The sequence below is a fragment of the Alloalcanivorax xenomutans genome, from assembly GCF_032810065.1.
Lineage (GTDB): Bacteria > Pseudomonadota > Gammaproteobacteria > Pseudomonadales > Alcanivoracaceae > Alloalcanivorax > Alloalcanivorax xenomutans.
Map to the genome: position 1 here is coordinate 203254 of NZ_CP136538.1, position 19018 is coordinate 222271.

Sequence of the window (19018 nt, forward strand, 5' to 3'; positions counted from 1 at the left end):
GATGTCCCTCCCTCCTGCTCTTCTATAGCGTCCTTCCTGCCGGGCTTGCTCTTTCGGTTTACATATATAGAATAACAGCCTAACTTGTAAACCATGGATTCAGGTGCACTCATGATCGGTGAGCGATTAAAGCGGGCTCGCGCCGCTGCCGGGCTCTCCATGCGGGCCTTGGCGGAAAAGGCGGATGTGAGTGCCAACATGATCAAGAAGTATGAGCACGATCAGAGCATGCCCGGTTCCCGGGTACTGATTGCGCTGGCCAAAGCGCTGAATGTGCGCAGCGAATACTTCTTCCGCTCTGTCGAGGTCCGGCTTGAAGGCGTGGAGTACCGTAAGCGAGCCAGCACGCCGGCCGGACTGCTCAAGCGGATCGAGGCGGATATCCTGGATCAGGCTGAGCGCTGGCAAGAGCTGGCCAACTTGTGGCCGTCTTTTCCCGTCCCATCTTTTGAAATGCCTTCTGAGTTACCGGAGTCTGTTGCTTCACTGGAGCAAGTCGATGCTTTGGCATGCCTGGTTCGGTCGGTCTGGCGACTGGGTATCAATCCCATACCGGACCTGATTTCCGAGCTGGAGTCGAAGGGGATCCTGGTTATTCTGAGCGATGTGGACGACTTGTCGAAGTTCGATGGATTACAGGCTTCCGTGGCCAATGCCCCGCTGATCGTCGTCTCCACGCATTGGCCAGGCGACCGGCAGCGTTTTACTTTGGCTCATGAGTTAGGGCACCTTCTTTTGCACGGTCGCTTGCGGCCCGAATTGGATGAGGAAAAGGCGTGTAACCGCTTTGCCTGTGCCTTTTTGCTCCCCGACTCGGGGCTGTTCGAGCATTTGGGGGAGCGCCGGCATCATCTGGAGCCTCAAGAGCTGTACATGCTCAAACACGAGTACGGTTTGAGCATGGCGGCCTGTTTGCGGCGGGCTTATGATCTGGCTGTGATCTCTGATGCCTACTACAAGAAAACCCAGATTTCCTTTGGGAAGAACGGCTGGCGTAAAAAGGAACCGGGAGAGCCTTATCCGCAGGAGCGGACAGCTTTGTTTCCACAGCTGGTTTATCGGGCTTTGGGAGAGGACATCATCGGAGAATCCAAGGCGGCGGAACTGCTTAACATGCCACTGTCCCGCTTTCACCGGGAACGTCAGATGGAGTTGATTGGTGAGAGTGCTGATCAGTGACGCTAATATCCTGATCGATTTGGAGGAGGGGCAGATTATTGAAAGCGCTTTTATGGCGCCTTTCGATCTGTGTGTGCCTGATATCCTTTTCCATGAGGAATTGGAAGAGCAGCATGATCATCTTTTAGCGCTGGGGCTTGGCGTTTTGGAGCTGTCCGGGGAGTCGCTTGGTTATGCGGGGGCATTAGGGCAGAGCCATAGTGCACCGAGCCGGAATGATCTTTTTGCCTTGGCATTGGCCCGCCAGGAACAGTGCCCACTTCTAACTGGGGATAGGGCGCTCAGGGTGGTCGCCGAGCAAGAAGGTGTGGATGTTAGAGGCACCTTGTGGCTGGTTGAGCACCTTGTTGTTTGTAATCTCCTTGATGTTGCGATGGCGAGGGACGCATATAAAAGAATGCGTGAACGTGGACGCCGCTTACCTTGGAAGCTCGCTGAAGAGGGGCTCCACAGGCTGGAGAAAAGCCTCTCCAGACGAAACGACTAATCCAGAATCTGTTCTGCTACCGCAATTCCCCATTAATCCTCTCAGCCGTCTTTCGCAGCTCAGGCAATAACCGCTCAATCATACCTTCCTCATTGGCCTTGCTCGGCGCCAAAGTGAGGTTGATGGCGGCGATGGTTTTGTTTTCCCGATTCTTGATCGGCACGGAGATGCCGAACATGCCTTCCTCCAGTTCCCGGTCAACGATGGACCAGCCCTTGGCGCCGTCTTCCTGAATCGCTCGCTTGAGTTCTGCTTTGTCGGTGATGGTGAAGCGGGTGTAGGGGGTGAGTTCCAGGTTGTTGAGGTAGTGGTCGAGTTCTTCGGGGGGCAAGTCGGCCAGTTGGATCCGTCCCAGGGAGACCACGTGCGCGGGCAGGGTGCTGCCCACGTTGAGGGTGCTTTTGAGCAGTTTACGGGTGGGGACCCGCATCACGTAGTAGATGTCAGAACCGTCCAGCACCGCGATGGAGCAGGATTCCTGAACGCTTTGCACCAGTTCCTCCATGTAACTCTGGGCGAAGGACCAGATCTCCATTGAGGAGAGGTAGGAGAAACCGAGGTTCAGCATGCGGGGGGTGAGCCAGAACTGCTTGCCGTCGGTGTTGGCGTAGCCCAGGGCGGTGAGGGTATGCAGCAGGCGTCTGGCACTGGCCCGGGAGATGTCGGCCCGCCGGGCGACATCGGACAGGGACTGCCTGGCGGCGCCTTCTCCGAAAGTGGTGATCACCTTCAAACCCCGCATGAATCCGCTGACCAGCAGGGACTCATCCTTCTCTTTGTGTGCCGCCATCGGTACCGCTCCGTCCAGGGACGTTTTGACATTAACGAAAGTTTCGTCTTATCTTACTGGTGTTCTTTTAGAGAACACAATGTGCGTATAGCGAACAATAATCAAGATGGGGTTGCAACACAACCCCCGAACTCGGAGAAAGCTCCACGAGGGCTTGGAGAGAGTCTCATGGCTAACAACAACAGCAATCGATTGATATCCGCGTTGCTCGGTGGCCTGGTCGCCGTGACTTCCCTGGTGCCGGCCTTGGCTTCCGCGCGTGATCTGACTTACGGCAGTTATCTGCCGCCTCACCATCCCACCAGTGAGGGGATCACCACCTTCATGTCGGCGGCGAAGGCGCGGTCCGATGGCGAGGTGTCCTTCAAGTTCTTTCCTTCCGGGGCGGCGGCCTCGGGCAAGGAGATGCTGTCGGCGGTGAGCGACGGCATGATCGACGGTGGCTTCCTGGTGACCGTTTATTTCCCTACTTCCATGCCGGCGAACATGGTTATCAGCGATCTGTCGTTCTGGGACCGGGACTCGCTGGCTGCGTCCGCCGCGTCGGTGGACACCATTCTCAACGATTGCCCGCAATGCCTTGAGGAGTACAAGGAGCAGGGTGTGCGCTTCCTCGCCAGTTACGCCACGCCGCCTTACCAGGCCATGTGCAAGGACCGGTTCGATGGTGGTTTCGAGGCCGAGGGCAAACGCATGCGCGTGGCCGGTGAGGAGATTGGCCGCTGGGTGTCGGGCATCGAGGGTATTCCGGTCAACATTCCCAATAGCGAATCCTACGAGGCCATGGAACGCAGCCAACTGGACTGTGTCATCGGCGCCACCAGCTGGTTGAAGTCCCTGTCGCTCATGGAAGTGGCCAACAGCGTCGTCGAGCTGCCCATGGGCGCTTTTCTTGGCGGTTCGTTGCTGAACGTGCGCGAATCCGTCTGGGAGGATCTGGATGAGAAAGGACGCCAGGCATTAATCGATGCGGCGCCGGTAGGGCTCGCTCGTACCTTGTATGCGTATCAGAAAGAAGAACAGGACGTACGAAAGCTGGCGCGGGAACAGGGCGTCAACTTCGTTGAGGTATCCGATGCACTCAAACAACGTCGCGAAGAATTCATGCAATCCCAGATCGAGCAATCGGCTAAAAATGCCGCCGAGCGTGGTGTCGAGAATCCGGAAAAGATTGTCGAGAGTTTCATCAGGAATCTGGAGAAGTGGGAAAAGCTGCTCGAAGGCAAGCAACTCACCGAGCAACAGTACGCCGAGTTGTTGAAAACCGAAATCTACGACAAGGCGTTTTGATGGACCGTGCCGGTTCAGGGCTCTAATGGTTGCTACAAGGCCGCTGTGGGAGCTTGCCTGCAAGCGAATTGGGTCTGTCGGGCGTCTTTCGCCAGCAGGCTGGCCGCCACAGCGGCTTGGTAGCTTGCTCCATGAGAACTGCACCGGATTTTTTTCACTTCACAGGTTATTTGATTGATGAACGCAGCGACAGCGCAGTTTAAGCCGTTTGAGGGGGTCCGGGTCCTGGATATGAGCCAGGGACTGGCCGGGCCCTATGCGGCGCAGATGCTTCTGATGATGGGTGCCACGGTAGTGAAGGTAGAGCCTCCCCAGGGCGATTGGGGCCGGGTGATGGGATTGGCACGCAACGGGCACAGTGCTTTGAGCGTGATCGCCAACTGGGGCAAGAAAGGCATTTGCGTGGATGCCCGCAACGAACAGGGCCGGGAGGTAATCAAACGCCTGGTCGGTTGTTCGGACCTGGTGATGGAAAGCTTCCGGCCCGGCGTCATGGAGAAGCTTGGGCTGGGGTATGACGTTCTGAAATCCCTGAATCCCGGCATTGTGCTGGGTTCCATTTCCGGCTTCGGGCGCAGCGGGCCCCACGCGCTGCGAGCCGGCTCGGACAGTATTCTTCAGGCCGCCACCGGTATGGCGGCCATGAACGGCGCTGACGAAGGGTCTCCCCGGCGGGTCGGCATGCTGGCGGTGGACATGATCACCGGTTTGTACGCCGGCTACGCGTTGTCCGCGGCGATCCATGAGCAACGTGCTTCCGGTGTCGGCCGGCATCTGGATCTGTCACTGCTTGGCGCCTCGATGGCCTTTCAGGCTATGCCCATGGTGGAGTCCTTTCTGCAGGGTGGTGAAAAAAGAAAACCGGTGACGGTGCCCTCGGGCAACTTCGACGCCGCCGATGGCCAGCTTTCGGTGGTGTGTTTACGCAATGAGATGTTCCACGCCCTGGCAAAGGCGCTCGGCCATGAAGAATGGACAACCGACCCGCGTTTTGCCGATAACGAGGCGCGCCAGCGTAATGTGGATACCTTGCATGATCTTCTGGCGGGCATCTTCCCGACACAATCCCGGGAATACTGGATCAACCGGCTCAATCAGGCGGGCGTGCTTTGCGGGCCGGTGAACAGCTACTCGTCGTTGCGTGAAGATGCCCAGGTGGAGGCTCTGCGTTTGTTGGCGGATGTGGATCATCCGGACTTCGGCGCTTTTCCTTTCCCGGCGTTTCCGGGGGCGCAGAGGGCGGCGGACGAGTTGCCGCCGGCGCCGGCTTTGGGGCAACACACCGTGGACGCCCTACGAGGCGCGGGCTTCGCCGAGGCGGAGATCCACAACTTGCTGTCATCCGGTGCCTGCATGCAGGCGTGACAAAGAATAAGGAGCAGGTGATGCGAGCAGTGCTTTGTGACCGGTTCGGGTCTTATCAGGACCTGGTGTTATCCGAGGTGCCCAGTCCGGCGTTGGCGGAGGGTAGCGTGCGTATCGCCGTGCACTTCGCCAGCGTCAGTTACGCCATCTCCCTGATGGTGGCGGGGACCTATCAGCGCAAAATGACGCCGCCTTTTGTTCCCGGCACGGAAGTCTCCGGTGTTATTACCGAATGCGGCCCCGGCGTTAACGATCTGAAAGTAGGGGATCGGGTAGCGGCCATTGTCGATTGCGGCGCCTTTTCCGAAGAAGTGGTGATCGACCGGGCCACTGTTTACCCGGTCCCGGAGTCGGTGCCGTTGGAACAGGCGGTGGCCTTGCCCTTGTCGTTCGGCACCGCGACCACGGCGCTGAAGCGGGCCGGCGAACTGGCCGATAAAACGGTTTTGGTCACTGGCGCGGGCGGGGCTCTTGGGCAGGCCGCCGTGCAGGTGGCGTCCTTGCTTGGTGCCCGGGTGATCGCCATGGCCAGTTCACCGGAGAAACTGGACGCGGCGATGAAGGTGGGCGCTTCGGAAGGGACCGATTATTCCACCGGGGATGTGGTGAAGAAGGTCAAGTCGCTGACCGAAGGCCGGGGCGCCGATGTGGTGTTCGATCCGGTGGGTGGCGAGGTGTTCGCGTCGCTGATTCGGGCCACGGCGGTGGAAGGCACTATTTTGTCCCTGGGCTTTGCCAGCGGCAAGATACCCGCCGCGCCGGTGAATCTGTTGTTGGTGAAGAACATCGGTTTACTGGGAGTGAATTTTTCCGAGTACGTGGGTTGGGGAAAAGAAGACCGGCGTCATCAATTTTCCGATGAAATCCAGTCGATGATGCGCTGGCTGTTCCAGTCCGCGGCGGAAGGAAAAATAAGGCTCGCCACGCCCGAGCTGTTTCGTTTCGAGCAGGTGACGGAGGCCATCGACCAGGTGGTTCAGCGCCGTGCCGTGGGCAAGGTGGCGTTACGTATTCGATGAGGTTGGGTTATGAACCGGCTAATAAAAAAGACAAAGGATCTGGCCACCAATGTGGTCGGCGCGATGATCGTTTTGATGATGGTGCACGTTACCGCCGAAGTGCTGCTGAGGCTGCTGTTCGGCATGCACATTCCCGGAACCATGGAGGTCGTTGCTTACTACTACATGGTGGCCGCGGTCTTCATCGGTATTTTCATCTGCGTCGTTGAGGACAGTCACATCCGGGTGGATGTGCTGGTTCAGCATTTCAGCAAGCGTATACGATCCGCCACGGACATCTTCGGGCTGCTGGTAATGACGCTGTACTTCGCTCTGTTCTCCTACGGTTTGTACCTGCAGGCGGTTAAAAGCTGGGGGCGCCGGGAAGGGGTGGACGCGGTGTTTTTTGAACTGTCGATCTGGCCGTCCCGTTGGATTGCCTGGGCGGGCGTTTTCATGGCCGCCCTGGCGGCGATGTATCTTCTGATCCGTTTGTTGCGCGGAAAGTCCCGGCGGGAGGTTTCGTCATGAGCGCGGTGCAGATCGGGTTCGCTTGTATCGCCTTACTGCTGGTGCTGTTGGCGCTGCGCGTGCCGATCGGGGTGTCACTTGGGGTGAGTGCCTTTACCGGGCTGCTCTCCCTCCGTGGCCTGGATGCGGCGTTCGCTCTGATGGGGTCCACCACTTTTCAGTTCATCGCCCATTGGTCGTTGACCGCCATTCCCATGTTTATTCTGATGGGCGCGATTGCCTTCCATACCGGTTTGACGCGAACCTTGTTCGATGCGGGCAAGGCCTGGCTGGGTTTTCTGCCGGGCGGGTTGGCGATCGCCACCAATGTTTCCAGTGCCGGTTTTGCCGCCGCCAGCGGTTCCAGCGTGGCCATGGCCGGTGCCATGTCCCGTCTTGCCGTGCCGGAAATGCTGAGGGCCAGGTACGATCCTGGTCTGGCCACCGGGGTGGTGGCGGCGTCCGGGACGCTGGGGGCGTTTATTCCTCCGAGTATTCCTTTTGTACTTTATGCCGTGTTCATGGAGGCGTCCGTCGGGCAGCTGTTGATGGCGGGGATTATTCCCGGCCTGCTGACCATGCTGGCTTATGCCGTGCTGATCGTCACCCGGGTAAAACTGAATCCGGATCTGGCGCCGAGGACCGCGCAGGCCTATTCCAACCGGGACCGTTGGGTATTGTTGCTCAAGTCCTGGCCTCTGCCAGTGATCGTCGCCGGTGTCGTCGGCGGGCTTTATACCGGAACGGTGACCGCCACCGAGGCAGGCGCTTTCGGTGCCTTCGTGGCGATCGTGGCCGCCTTGCTCCAGGGATCCTTCAGCTGGACGGCGATGCAGCAGGCAGTATCGGAAACTGTCACCAGCACGGCGTCGATTTTTCTTATCGCCATCGGCGCGGTGTTGTTCAGCCGTATGCTGACACTCAGCCAGATTCCCATGAACATTGGTGTCTGGGTGGAAGATTACGCAGTGGCGCTGTGGATGTTCCTGCTGGCGGTCACGGTGTTCTACATCGTTCTGGGTATGTTCCTGGATCCGATCGGCTTGATGCTGGTGACCCTGCCGGTGCTGGCGCCTTTCGTCATCGCGTTTGATATCGACGTGATCTGGTTTGGCGTGCTGGTGGTGAAGTTCATCGAGATCGGTTTGCTGACACCGCCAATAGGATTGAACCTGTTCGTGGTCAGTGCCGGGGTGGGCGACAAGGTGCCGTTCGGTCAGGTGGTGCGAGGCACGGTGTGGTTCCTGGCCGCGGAAGCGGTGGTGCTGATTCTGCTGATGACGTTTCCGACGTTATCCCTGCTGTTGCCTTCGCTGATGTACTAACCAGGATGGTGCCATATTGACGAGATGATGAATTTGATGCATTGTGGCATCAATAATGATGACCGAGCGTCGATATGCGTACCACAATCACGATTGACGATGCCCTCTACGAGCAGGCATTGGAGCTGGCTGAAGCAGGCTTGGATAAACCCGCGGATATTCTTCGGGAGGCCATCAAAACCTATGTTCGGGTCCAAGCCGCGCGCCGCCTGGCCGCTTTGGGAGGAGCCTCACCTGATATGGAGGATATCCCGCGGCGGCGTGAGGAGCCGTTCCAGGAATGAGCGTTTTGGTGGATACCTCGGTATGGGTGGCGCACTTCAGAGAAAAAAATGAGGCGCTGATCAACCTGATGGAAATGGACCGTGCCCTGGTGCATCCCATGGTCTTGGGCGAGCTTGCCTGTGGGACTCCGCCTGAGCCTCGGCAACGAACTTTGGGCTACATAGGTCTATTGCGGCCGAGTAATCAGGCCAGCCTTAAGGAGGTCATGACGTTCGTTGAGCAAGAACGCTTATACGGGCGAGGTTGTGGTTTGGTGGATATGATGTTGCTTGCTTCAACCGTCATCACTCCCGAAGGGAGGCTTTGGACGTTGGATAAACGCTTGGCTGGATTGGCGGATGAGTTCGACGTGGCGTACCAGCCGCATATGCATTAGGCAGAACCGCGAACGGAAACTTAGAGCTTTCTTTCTACAAGGCCGCTGTGGGAGCTTGCTTGCAGGCGAATTTGAGACCCAATTCGCCAGCAGGCTGGCTCCCACAGCGGCTCCGAGGATCCGGCTGTGGGAAATGATCAGGCCCGGGCCGGTTGGGGCTGGTAGCCTTTCAATGTGGTGACGAAATCCTGCAGAGCGTGAATGCCGGACTCCTCGGCTTCGCGGCACCATTGTTTCAATGCATCCAGCATTTCCGCGGAATTACGGCTGGTCTGGCTCCAGATTTCCTGCAGGCGCAGGCGGTATTCGTAGATGGTGGCCAGCGTGTGGTTGTGTTCGGTCAGTTGCTCCAGGCGTTGCTGATGACGCGGCTTGAAGAAACGCTGATCGCGGTACAGCAGGGCCCGGGCGCGGCGGTAGAAACCACGGGTGGCTTCGCAGGCGCGGGCTTGCTCTTGCTGGAATACCGGTTTGATTACCGTGCGGCGGTAGTGAGCCATCACCTGGAAACGGTGTTGCACCAGGGCTCGCACGGTGTCCAGATCGATACTCGGGCGAGTGGGGTTCAGCACCGGTTTCGGTGCCAGTTTCTTCACTTTCGCCAGGCCCAGTATTTCGAACAGGCGAATCCACGCCCAGCCCATATCGAACTCGAACCGGCGCACCGACAGCTTGGCGGAGCTGGGGTAGGTGTGGTGGTTGTTATGCAGCTCTTCGCCGCCGATCAGAACGCCCCACGGCAGAATGTTGCGTGAGGCGTCCTTGCATTCGAAGTTGCGGTAGCCCCAGTAGTGGCCGATACCGTTGATCACACCGGCGGCGAACAGCGGAATCCACATCATCTGCACGGCCCAGATGGTCACCCCGGCGAAGCCGAACAGCAGGATGTTGATCAGTGCCATCAGCATAATGCCGAGCATGGGGAAGCGGCTGTAGACGTTGCGCTCCATCCAGTCATCCGGGCAGCCGGCGCCGTACTTGTCCAGGGTTTCCTGGTTCAGCGCTTCGGCCTGGTAGAGCTCCGCGCCTTCGCGCAGTACTTTGCGGATGCCAAGCACCTGCGGGCTGTGCGGGTCTTCCTCGCTATCGCAGTGGGCGTGATGCTTGCGATGAATGGCGGTCCAGGCGCGGGTGTTCATGCCCGTGGTCAACCACAGCCAGAAACGGAAGAAGTGTTTCAGCACCGGGTTCAATTCCAGCGCGCGGTGGGCGGAATAGCGGTGCAGATAGACAGTGACGCTGACAATGGTCACGTGGGTCAGGGCCAGGGTGATCAGCACCAGGCTCCAGGGACCCAGGGCCAGCAGACCCTCGGAGAGAAACATCAGGATGGTGTTCATAATAATCCGGCTTGCGGCGGTAGTAGTCCGTTAGAAAGCGAATGTCGCCGATTCGTTCCTTGAGCCTCGACGTTATAAACGGGTAAGCAATAAATGGGCCGATGGATGCACCCGGGCCTGCCAATCAGCTTCTATATAGATGGTGCCTACCGGTTCAAAGATCAATGCGGGGCCGTAGATTACCTGATCGGCTCCTAATTCGTCCCGTCGGTATACAGGAATTTTGGTTTTGTTTCTTTCTGCGTTTGGCGCGGCGCTTTCATCACCAACGGAACCGTAAACCGGAGCCTCCCAGGCTGGCAAGCCCTCGCCCCGTGGGGCCTGGCCCGGCGAGGGTGGCCGCGCCTCGGCCAGGCACCGGACCCGCAGGTTCACCCGCCGCACCGGCAATGACAGCCGGTGGCCATAACGCTGTTCGTGCAGATCATGGAAGGCGGCTTCGCTTTGCGCGGGATTCTCTCCCTGCCAGGGCAGGGTCAATACGGAGGACTGGCCCTGATAGCACAGGTCCAGGCCGGTTTCGGTGCGGATCCGGTTGGTGTCGATGCCTTCCGCTTCCAGTTCCGCCCGGGCCTGGCGCTCCAGTTCCCGAGCCAGAGTGAGAATATGCGCGGCCTCGGCATCCGCCGGCAGCGCCTGGATGCGTTCACGTTGGCGTGGTGCGTAGACCAGCCCTTCCGCCGACAGTACGCCGGCACGTACGGGCACCACCGCCTGCCGCATGCCGAGGCTGGTGGCCAGGGCGCACACATGCAGGCCGCCGGCGCCACCAAAACTCACCAGCGTGAAGTCCCGCGGGTCAAAGCCCTTCTGGATCGAGATCACCCGCAGCGCCTGGCTCATATGCTCATTGGCCAGATCGATGATGCCTTGCGCGGCCTGGGGAATAGGCATGCCGAGGCGTTCCGCCACGCGGGCAACGGCGTCGTGGGCCTTGGCCGGGTCCAGACGCAGGTTGCCACCCAGGGCGAATTCCGGCTGCAGGCGGCCCAGCACCAGATTGGCGTCGGTGACCGTGGCTTGGGTGCCGCCCTGGCCGTAGCAGGCGGGGCCGGGGCTGGCACCGGCGGATTCCGGTCCCACGTGCAGCAGGCCGGCGTCATCCACCTGGGCCAGGGAGCCGCCGCCGGCCCCAATGGTGTGCATGTCAACCATGGGAACGGCCACTGGATAAGGCCCGATGCGCCCCTGGCGGGTCAGCCGGATGTCGCCGTCCAGCAGCGCCACGTCGGTGGAGGTACCGCCCATATCGAAGGTCATCAGATGATCGCGGCCCAGGGCCTGCCCCAGACGGCGGGCAGCGTTGAGGCCGCCGGCGGGCCCGGACAGCAGCAGGTTCACCGCCCTTTCGGCGGCTTGATCAGCGGCGATGGTGCCGCCGTTGGACTGCATGATGGTCAGTGGCGCCGGGGTGGTGTGCTGTTTCAGCCGCGCCAGATAATCCGCCATGCGGGGAGAGAGCCAGGCGTTCAGCCAAGTGGCCATGCCGCGCTCGTACTCGCCACGGGTGGGCAGGATGTCGCTGGAGAGGCTGACCGGATAGCCGGCCTGCCGGAGCGCCTTGCAGAGCCGTTGCTCCGCCGCGGGGTCCAGGTAGCTGAACAACAGGTTTATGGCCACGGATTCCGGGTCATGGCGGCGAACCGCTTCCACCGTTTGCCGGATCGTCTCTTCGGTGAGCGGGATCAGGGTGTCTCCCTGGGCGTCCAGGCGGGTATCGACGCCGATGACCGGAGTGTCGTGCAGGGCGGTGTGGGTGGGCAGCGGCCGCAGGTTGTATAACTCGGGCCGGTTCTGGCGGCCAATGAGCAGCAGATCCTCTATGCCGGAGTTAGTAATTACTACCGTTTTGGCGCCTTTGTTTTCCAGGGCTGCGTTGGTAGCCACGGTGCTGCCATGGACGATGACCAACTCCCCCAGGGCCAAGGCCCCGGAGAGTCCCATGTCCTCGATGCCCCGCAGGATGGCCCGCTCCGGGGCCGCCGGCGTGGACAGTACTTTATGGATGCGCGGTTGCTCGCCGCCCAGCAGAACGAAATCGGTGAAAGTGCCGCCGGTGTCCACGCCTAGCCAGTACTGCATCGTTGCCCCGCTTGTGCTTAACCCCTTTACCGCCTGCGCAAGGACGGTGCCGCGGGTATCATAACCGTCCTGGCCGCGGGCTGCCCATTGCCGCTGCCTTCGCGAGCAAGCTCGCTTCCCACAGGGGGGCTACAAGCTCCCACAGCGGCTTCGTGGCGTAGTCTGTGGGAGCCAGCCTGCTGGCGAATCCTGTCCTGACCCATATTCCAAGGAGCCGTTAATGCCCGAATTACCCGAAGTGGAAACCACGCGGCGGGGGATTGAGCCTCATTTGACCGGACGCCGTCTGCGCTCGGTGACCGTGCGCGAGCCGCGGCTGCGCTGGCCCGTGGACGAGCGGGTGGCGGCGTTGCGGGATCGGCCGGTGCTGGCGGTGCGGCGGCGTGCCAAGTATTTGCTGCTGGACCTGGATGGCCTGCATCTGGGGGTGCATCTGGGTATGTCCGGAACACTGCGGGTGGTGCCGGAGGCGGCGCCGCTGCGCAAGCATGATCATGTGGATCTGGTGCTCGATTCCGGGCAGCTATTGCGCTTCAACGACCCCCGCCGGTTCGGCGCGGTGCTCTATCTGCCGGACCTGGAGCAACACCCGTTGTTCACCGGCCTCGGCCCCGAACCGCTGGATGCGGCCTTCACCGGAGAATGGCTGCATCGGCGCAGCCGTGGGCGTAAGGCCTCGGTGAAGACGTTCATCATGGACAACGCCACGGTGGTGGGCGTTGGCAACATTTACGCGCAAGAAAGCCTGTTCTTGGCGGGAATCCACCCTTCCCGGCCAGCGGGGCGCATCAGCCTGGCTCGTTACCGCCTTCTGGCGGAGGCTATCCGGGAAGTCCTGGCACGGGCCATCGAGGCCGGGGGCACCACGTTGCGGGACTTCACCCGGGTTGACGGTCAGCCCGGCTACTTCGCCCAGGAATTACGGGTCTATGGTCGAGCGGGGGAGCCTTGCCGGCAGTGCGGAACGCCGCTGCGGGGCGGGCGCCACGGTCAGCGCAGTACCGTGTATTGTCCCCACTGCCAGCGTTGAGGCGGGCTCAACCGTTTTCTGAGATCAGTGTGCTGTCGTATTGTTTATCTAAGAATAAAGATTTAGATTGTGAACCAGTAGTCAGCACGACTGCTGAATTGGGGTAACAATGCCCCGGCGACTCAGCAAAAGGGGGGAGCCCGGACCATCTTCTTGTGTGTGGGGGTTGAACCTGTGGGGGGTGAGTCGCCGCTCCCGCGGTCGAGGGACGGCCGCGGGGGCTCCTATTCAAAAGGCCGGGTCAAGACGGTTGGGACTGCCCGGCCAATCCTGCTATCCAACGAGAACCTGTCGAAGAGGGACTCACAATGAAGCGAGCCCTGCGCCTGCTGGCGGCCGCCACCATCATCTGCACCGTATCCCAAACCACACAGGCCCGTCCCATGGACGAAGACGCCGATCAGCCGTCGGCGCTGGCCATGTTCGGGGACGCCGTGATCGTCAGGCCGGTCATGGCCGTCGGCACGGTGGGCGGTCTGGCCGTATATACGGTAATGTTGCCGTTCTCCGTGCTCGGTGATAATGAAGGCGAAGCCGCCGAAGTGCTGGTGAAGAATCCCGCCCGCGCCACTTTTTTGCGTTGCCTGGGTTGCACGCCGACGCAACATGAGCGCAAACAGGCGGAGAAAAAAATACGAGAAGCCAATGCGGCGCAATAATCGCGCCGCTACCGATTGATCTTTCGAGGAGTCCGCTATGCAACGTTGCGTGGCTGCATTGGCCGCCGTGGCCATGGGCATGGGTGTATCCGTGGCGCACGGCGAAGCCTACGTATCCTTGGGATACGGATATCATGAACAGGATGACCGCTTTTTCGGCGACGACCGCTTCGAGACCGGTGACCTGATCGCCAAACTGGGCGGCCGTATCAACCGCTGGTTCGCGGTGGAGATGCGCGGCGGTTCCACGCTGAACAGCAACGAAGACCGTCTCAATGGAACTTCCGTGAAAGGCGAGTACCGTCAGAAGTATTTCTATGGCGCTTATGTGAAGCTGAGTGGTCCCAATGCCACCATGGCCACGCCGTATCTGATTGGCGGTTATACCGAAGGCAAGGAAGAAATGGACGTGGACGGCGGCGGCAAGGTCTCGGACAAATGGTATGACTCGTCCTACGGTCTGGGGATCGATTTCGGTGTCAGCGAGCGCTTCGACGTCAACGTGGAATACATGTTCTATCGTGACAAGGACAACGTCACCCTGAAAGGTCCCGCCCTGTCCGCTTCCTGGACATTCTGAATCGGTAATACGTAATCGCTCTCCCGCCAAGGGAGGACGAAGCCGCCGTGGGAGCTTGCCTGCAAGCGAATGAGCTTCCGGCCCCAAGATTCGCTTGCAGGCAAGCTCCCACGGTGGCTTCGTAGCACAATTGTAGGAGCCAGCCCTGCTGGCGAACCGCTTTCCTCAACTCCTCATCAACTCTCCGCCGGTTCCGGCAGTGCCTCCGTCTCTTCGTCACCGTGCCCTTCGTTGCGGCCCAGCAGCATGTACATGGCCGGTACCACGAACAGGGTGAACAGGGTGCCGATGGTCATGCCGGCGGCCACCACCAGACCGATGGCGAAGCGGGCGCCACCACCGGGGCCCGCGGCGATCAGCAACGGAATCATCGCCAAGACCAAAGCGGCGGTGGTCATCAGCACCGGACGCAGGCGCACGGCGGCGGCGTGTTCGATGGCCTCCCGCTTGCCCATGCCCTCTTCCTGCATCTTGTTGGCGAACTCCACGATCAGAATCCCGTGTTTCGATATCACCCCGATCAGAGTCACCAGCCCCACCTGCGTGTAGATGTTGAGCGTGGCCAGACCGAGGCTGACGAAGATCATGGCGCCGCACACGGACATGGGCACCGTGATCAGCATGATGATCGGATCACGGAAGGATTCGAACTGGGCCGCCAGAACCAGATAGATCACGATCAGGGCGAAGAAGAAGGTGATCATCAAATCGCTGCCTTCCTTCTTGAACTGCCGCGACTGGCCGGAATAATCCACGCTGTAGCCGGGGGGCAGCACTTCCCGTGCCGCGCTTTCCAGGATGCCGAGCGCTTCGCCCAGTGTCACCCCGGGGCGTTGTACGCCGGAAATGGTCACCGAGTTCAGCTGTTGGAAGCGTTTCAACTGTTGCGGCTGCACGGTTTCTTCCAGGCGCACCAGAGTGGCCAGTGGAATCAGATCGCCGGAGCCGGTGCGAATGTAGTACTGCTGCAACTGCTCTGGCGTCAGCCGGTCGCCGCGCTGAACCTGGGGAATCACTTTGTAGGACCGGTTTTCCAGGGAAAAGCGGTTGGCGTAGGCGCCGGACAGCATGGCGCCCAGTTCCTGCGCCAACTGGCGCATGGTGATGCCCAGCGACGCGGCTTTCTCCCGGTCGATCAGAATGTTGTAGCGCGGTTTGTCGATCTTCAGGTCCGTGTCCAGGAAGATGAACTTGCGGCTCTCCTGGGCTTTGCCCAGGATCTGGTTGGCCAGTTCCTGCAGATTCTCGGTCGGTTCGGTGGTGCCGATGACGAATTCCACCGGCAACATGCCGCCGCCGCTGGGCAGGGACGGCGGGACAAACACCGCTGATTGCAGACCGGCGATGCTGTTCACCTGCCCGGACAACTGTTCCTGGAATTCATTGGTGGTGACGTCCCGCTCATTCCAGCTGTCCAGTACGAAACCCGCCAGGGCGGTGTTGGAGGCGGCGGTGCCGGCGCCGCCGCCGAGACCATTGAGCAGGAAAATGTTTTCCACCGCCGGGGTGTCGGCGGCAATCTGTTCCAGCTCCCGGGTGAACGGCTCCAGATAGTCCAGCGTCACGTAGGGGTCGGCGGTGGCGGACACCAGCACAAAGCCCTGGTCTTCCTTGGGTTCCAGTTCGCTCGGCGAGGTGACGAACAGGAAGTAACAGGACACCAGAATGATCAGACCGAACACCAGCACCGTGGGCACGTCGTTCAAAGCGCCGTGCAGTCGCCGCTCATAGCTGCCGGCCAGTTTCTCGAACTGGCGATTCAGCCAGGCCTCGAAGCGATTGCCGCGATGCTCCGGGTCGTGGGCCTTGAGAATTTTGGCGCACATCATCGGCGACAGGGTCAGTGCCACCACGCCGGAGAGCAGCACCGCGCCGGCCAGGGAGAAGGCGAATTCCACGAACAAGGTGCCGGTGAGCCCGCCCATGAAACCAATTGGCAGGTACACCGCCACCAGTGTGGTGGTCATCGCCACCACCGGCCAGGCCAGCTCGCGCGCGCCCTTAAGTGCCGCGTCCTTGGGCGAGAGCCCTTCCTCCACATGGCGGTGCACGTTTTCCAGAACAATAATGGCGTCGTCCACCACGATGCCGATGGCCAGCACCATGGCCAGCAGGGTCAGCAGGTTGATGGAGAAGCCCATCAGCAGCATCAGGAACAGCGCGCCGACCATGGAGAGCGGCACGGCGATGGCCGGGATCAGTACCGACCGCAGAGAACCGAGGAACAGGTAGATCACCAGGATAACGATGATCACCGCTTCCACCAGGGTCTTCACCACCTCATCGATGGAGTCCTGGATATACTCGGTGCCGTCGTAAGGAATATTGCCTTCCAGGCCCTCCGGCATTTGCGGGAAGATCTCGTCTTCCAGAACCTTCCTTACCTCGGCGATCACGTCCAGGGAGTTGGCGTCCGGCGCCACTTCAATGCCCATGAACGTGGCCTTCTGGCCGTTGAAGGTCACTGAGGCGGCATAGGACTCCGAACCCAGTTCCACGTCGGCCACGTCCTCGAGACGCACGATGGCATTGTCCTGGGCGCGGATTACCAGACGGCGGAAGCCGGCGACGTCGTTGAGGTCGGTTTCCGCCTTGAGATCCAGAGCCACATTGGTGCCCTTGGTGCTGCCCACCGCGGCGAGAACATTGTTTTGCTCCAGCGCGGCGTAAACGTCGGAAGGGGTAATGCCCAGCGCCGCCATGCGCTCCGGTTTCAACCAGGCGCGCATGGCGAAGGTGCGGTCACCGAGAATTCGTGCCCGTTGCACGCCGTTGATGGTGGCCAGTTTCGGCTGCACCACGCGCACCAGATAGTCGGTGATCTGATTGTTGTCCAGCACCTCGGAGGAAAACGACAGGTACATGGCGGCGATATCATCGCCGATGGCCAGCTCCACCGTGGGGTCCTCGGACTCCTCCGGCAGTTCGCTGCGCATCTTGTTCACCTTGGCGACGATCTGCGTCAGAGTTTCGTTGGGATCCTGGCCCAGCCGTACATAAGCCTGGATTGAGGACGCCCCCTGCAGGGAGGTGGAAACCAGATAGTCGATGCCGTTCGCCGAAGCGATTTCCTGTTCCAGCGGCGTGGTGATAAAGCCCTGAATCAGATCCGCGTCGGCACCGGTATAGATCGTGGTGACGGTGATCACCGCGTTTTCCAGCTCGGGATACTGGCGCACGTTCAGTTCCGTGGCGGCGCGTAACCCGAGCAGGAAAATAAACAGGCTGACCACCGAGGCCAGAACCGGTTTATTGATGAAGATATCCGTGAATTTCATGAGCGACCTCAGCTGTTCGCCGGCTCGGGCGTGGCTTCCGCGGAAGGCTGTACGTCATTCTCAATGGCCACCGGTGCATCATTGCGCAACTTGAGCAAGCCACTGGTGGCAACGATTTCTCCGGGTTCCAGACCGGATTCCACCACCACCAGGTCGCCGCGCTGGCGGCCCAGTTTCACGAACCGCTTGCGCACTATCTTGCCGGCGCCGTCCCCGCTTTGCTGTTCGGCCTGTTCGCCTTCTTTCGCCGGCGCGTCCTGGATCACGAACACCGCGTTTCCGTAAGGGGCGTAGGCCACCGCCGTACGAGGGATCACCACCACCGGTTCGGATTGCGGCAACTGGATCGTTACGTTGGCGAACATGCCCGGACGCATACGCTGATCCGCGTTCTCGAAGGATGCCTGAATGGTGACGTTGCGGGTGGTCTCGTTGACGCCCGGTTCGATGGCGGTGATGGTGCCCTCGAACGTCTGATCAGGGTAGGCGTCCAGAGAAGCGCGGACGGTCAGGCCGGTTTCGATTTTGCTCAGCGTTTGTTCGGGCAGGGCGAAGTTGACGAAGATCGGATCCAGTTGCGCCAGGCTGACCACCGGGGTGCCGGGTTGCAGGTACTGGCCGATATCCACGCGGCGGATCCCAAGGACCCCGTCGAAGGGCGCGCGAATGGTCTTGTAGCTGAGCTGCTGCCGCTGCGCGTCCGCCTGGGCCATGGATTGATCCCGCTGGGCGCGCCGGTTGTCCAGCTCGGATTGTGAGATCGACCCTTGTTTGAACAGCCGTTGATAGCGATCGTATTCCTGGGACGCCAACTGAGCCGTGGCCTGCAACGCCTTCAACTGAGCCTGGTCGGCGCGGGATTCCAGCCGCACGAGAAGGTCGCCTTTTTTCACCTGGTCGCCGGAGGTGAATTCGATGGCCGCCACTTCGCCGCCCACCTGGCTGGTGACGTCGACGCCGTTGACCGCTTCCACGGTCCCCACGGCATCCAGTGACAGTGCCCATTCGTCCCGGGTTGCCTCCGCGGTGGAGACATTGGCGACTGGCATGGGCATATTGTCGAAGAAGCCCGTCATCATATGATTGATGAATGCCTTCCAGCCAAAGATGGCGCCGAACAATACGCCAACGCAGACCAGCATAATCACCATGCGTTTTGTCATGATCGAAACCCCGATGTGCAACCTGCTTATTTGGATATTTTCGTTGCCTGGCAGCCTTGCATGAGAGCGTCCAAAACCAGAGGATCGCATTCGCCAGCAGGCTGGCTCCCACGGATTAGGCTACGAAGCCGCTGTGGGAGCTTGCTTGCAAGCGAATCTTTTGGGAAACAAGAGCCCTACCTGCCGGTGGCTGTGCATCAAAAGCTGCGTCCCTGTGGTTTTGGTTTTTTCTCTCCAGGCTGAATCGCTCGGGGCAAGGGCAGATCGACAAAGCGGATCAA

Annotated in this window: 17 protein-coding genes; 12 read left to right on the plus strand and 5 right to left on the minus strand. The window is 60.3% G+C overall.

The features are described from left to right. Positions 1 to 111 precede the first annotated feature (111 nt). Both RYH70_RS01010 and RYH70_RS01015 read left to right on the plus strand, forming a co-directional pair. Positions 112 to 1179 carry a helix-turn-helix domain-containing protein gene (locus RYH70_RS01010; RefSeq protein ID WP_317009635.1) on the plus strand — a complete coding sequence of 356 codons (1068 nt, stop codon included), beginning with the start codon at positions 112 to 114 and terminating at the stop codon, positions 1177 to 1179. Further along, positions 1160 to 1666 carry a PIN domain-containing protein gene (locus RYH70_RS01015; RefSeq protein WP_317009636.1) on the plus strand — a complete coding sequence of 169 codons (507 nt, stop codon included), beginning with the start codon at positions 1160 to 1162 and terminating at the stop codon, positions 1664 to 1666. The genes RYH70_RS01010 and RYH70_RS01015 overlap by 20 nt, the downstream gene beginning before the upstream one ends. A 16-nt stretch (positions 1667 to 1682) precedes the next feature. Here the strand turns inward: RYH70_RS01015 and RYH70_RS01020 are convergent, their stop codons facing one another. Beyond that, a complete protein-coding gene (locus tag RYH70_RS01020) occupies positions 1683 to 2456 on the minus strand; it encodes an IclR family transcriptional regulator domain-containing protein (RefSeq protein WP_317009637.1) in 774 nt (257 codons plus the stop codon). Positions 2457 to 2624: 168 nt separating this feature from the next. Between RYH70_RS01020 and RYH70_RS01025 the strand changes: the two genes are divergently transcribed. The 7 genes from RYH70_RS01025 (at position 2625) to RYH70_RS01055 (ending at position 8605) form a co-directional block, all read left to right on the plus strand. Next, on the plus strand, positions 2625 to 3746 hold the full coding sequence (locus tag RYH70_RS01025) for a C4-dicarboxylate TRAP transporter substrate-binding protein (RefSeq protein WP_317009638.1): 1122 nt from the start codon (positions 2625 to 2627) through the stop codon (positions 3744 to 3746). A gap of 177 nt (positions 3747 to 3923) precedes the next feature. After that, positions 3924 to 5111: a CaiB/BaiF CoA transferase family protein gene (locus RYH70_RS01030; RefSeq protein ID WP_317009639.1), complete on the plus strand. Its 1188-nt coding sequence runs from the start codon at positions 3924 to 3926 to the stop codon at positions 5109 to 5111. 20 nt (positions 5112 to 5131) lie between these two features. Continuing rightward, the gene (locus tag RYH70_RS01035; protein WP_317009640.1) at positions 5132 to 6130 is read left to right on the plus strand and encodes an NADPH:quinone oxidoreductase family protein; all 999 of its coding nucleotides are present in this window, start codon (positions 5132 to 5134) and stop codon (positions 6128 to 6130) included. Between the two features lie 9 nt (positions 6131 to 6139). After that, entirely contained in the window at positions 6140 to 6640 is a 501-nt protein-coding gene (locus tag RYH70_RS01040; RefSeq protein WP_317009641.1) for a TRAP transporter small permease, read from the plus strand. Beyond that, positions 6637 to 7944 carry a TRAP transporter large permease gene (locus tag RYH70_RS01045; RefSeq protein WP_080530187.1) on the plus strand — a complete coding sequence of 436 codons (1308 nt, stop codon included), beginning with the start codon at positions 6637 to 6639 and terminating at the stop codon, positions 7942 to 7944. The genes RYH70_RS01040 and RYH70_RS01045 overlap by 4 nt, the downstream gene beginning before the upstream one ends. 74 nt (positions 7945 to 8018) lie before the next feature. Further along, on the plus strand, positions 8019 to 8228 hold the full coding sequence (locus RYH70_RS01050) for a type II toxin-antitoxin system VapB family antitoxin (RefSeq protein ID WP_080530188.1): 210 nt from the start codon (positions 8019 to 8021) through the stop codon (positions 8226 to 8228). Continuing rightward, complete coding sequence (locus RYH70_RS01055; protein ID WP_317009642.1) at positions 8225 to 8605, plus strand: type II toxin-antitoxin system VapC family toxin; 381 nt, start codon at positions 8225 to 8227, stop codon at positions 8603 to 8605. The genes RYH70_RS01050 and RYH70_RS01055 overlap by 4 nt, the downstream gene beginning before the upstream one ends. Before the next feature lie 137 nt (positions 8606 to 8742). Here the strand turns inward: RYH70_RS01055 and RYH70_RS01060 are convergent, their stop codons facing one another. Both RYH70_RS01060 and RYH70_RS01065 read right to left on the minus strand, forming a co-directional pair. After that, the gene (locus RYH70_RS01060; RefSeq protein WP_317009643.1) at positions 8743 to 9945 is read right to left on the minus strand and encodes a DesA family fatty acid desaturase; all 1203 of its coding nucleotides are present in this window, start codon (positions 9943 to 9945) and stop codon (positions 8743 to 8745) included. A gap of 72 nt (positions 9946 to 10017) precedes the next feature. Continuing rightward, positions 10018 to 12027 (minus strand): hydantoinase/oxoprolinase family protein, encoded by a 2010-nt coding sequence (locus tag RYH70_RS01065; RefSeq protein WP_317009644.1) that lies wholly within the window; start codon positions 12025 to 12027, stop codon positions 10018 to 10020. A gap of 220 nt (positions 12028 to 12247) precedes the next feature. Here RYH70_RS01065 and mutM point away from each other — a divergent pair, with 220 nt between their 5' ends. The 3 genes from mutM to RYH70_RS01080 all read left to right on the plus strand — a co-directional run bounded on the left by mutM (position 12248) and on the right by RYH70_RS01080 (position 14296). Further along, positions 12248 to 13057, plus strand: coding sequence for a bifunctional DNA-formamidopyrimidine glycosylase/DNA-(apurinic or apyrimidinic site) lyase (mutM, locus tag RYH70_RS01070; protein ID WP_317009645.1), 810 nt, complete (start codon positions 12248 to 12250; stop codon positions 13055 to 13057). Between the two features lie 308 nt (positions 13058 to 13365). Beyond that, the gene (locus tag RYH70_RS01075) at positions 13366 to 13716 is read left to right on the plus strand and encodes a hypothetical protein (protein ID WP_022996541.1); all 351 of its coding nucleotides are present in this window, start codon (positions 13366 to 13368) and stop codon (positions 13714 to 13716) included. A 37-nt stretch (positions 13717 to 13753) separates the two neighbouring features. Then, positions 13754 to 14296: an outer membrane beta-barrel protein gene (locus tag RYH70_RS01080; protein WP_051414266.1), complete on the plus strand. Its 543-nt coding sequence runs from the start codon at positions 13754 to 13756 to the stop codon at positions 14294 to 14296. Positions 14297 to 14472: 176 nt separating this feature from the next. Here RYH70_RS01080 and RYH70_RS01085 read toward each other — a convergent pair whose 3' ends face one another. Together RYH70_RS01085 and RYH70_RS01090 are read right to left on the minus strand one after the other, a co-directional pair. Next, positions 14473 to 17574, minus strand: a complete 3102-nt coding sequence (locus tag RYH70_RS01085; RefSeq protein WP_022997252.1) for an efflux RND transporter permease subunit — start codon at positions 17572 to 17574, stop codon at positions 14473 to 14475. A gap of 8 nt (positions 17575 to 17582) precedes the next feature. Then, positions 17583 to 18737 carry an efflux RND transporter periplasmic adaptor subunit gene (locus RYH70_RS01090; RefSeq protein WP_026949883.1) on the minus strand — a complete coding sequence of 385 codons (1155 nt, stop codon included), beginning with the start codon at positions 18735 to 18737 and terminating at the stop codon, positions 17583 to 17585. Between the last annotated feature and the right edge of the window lie 281 nt (positions 18738 to 19018).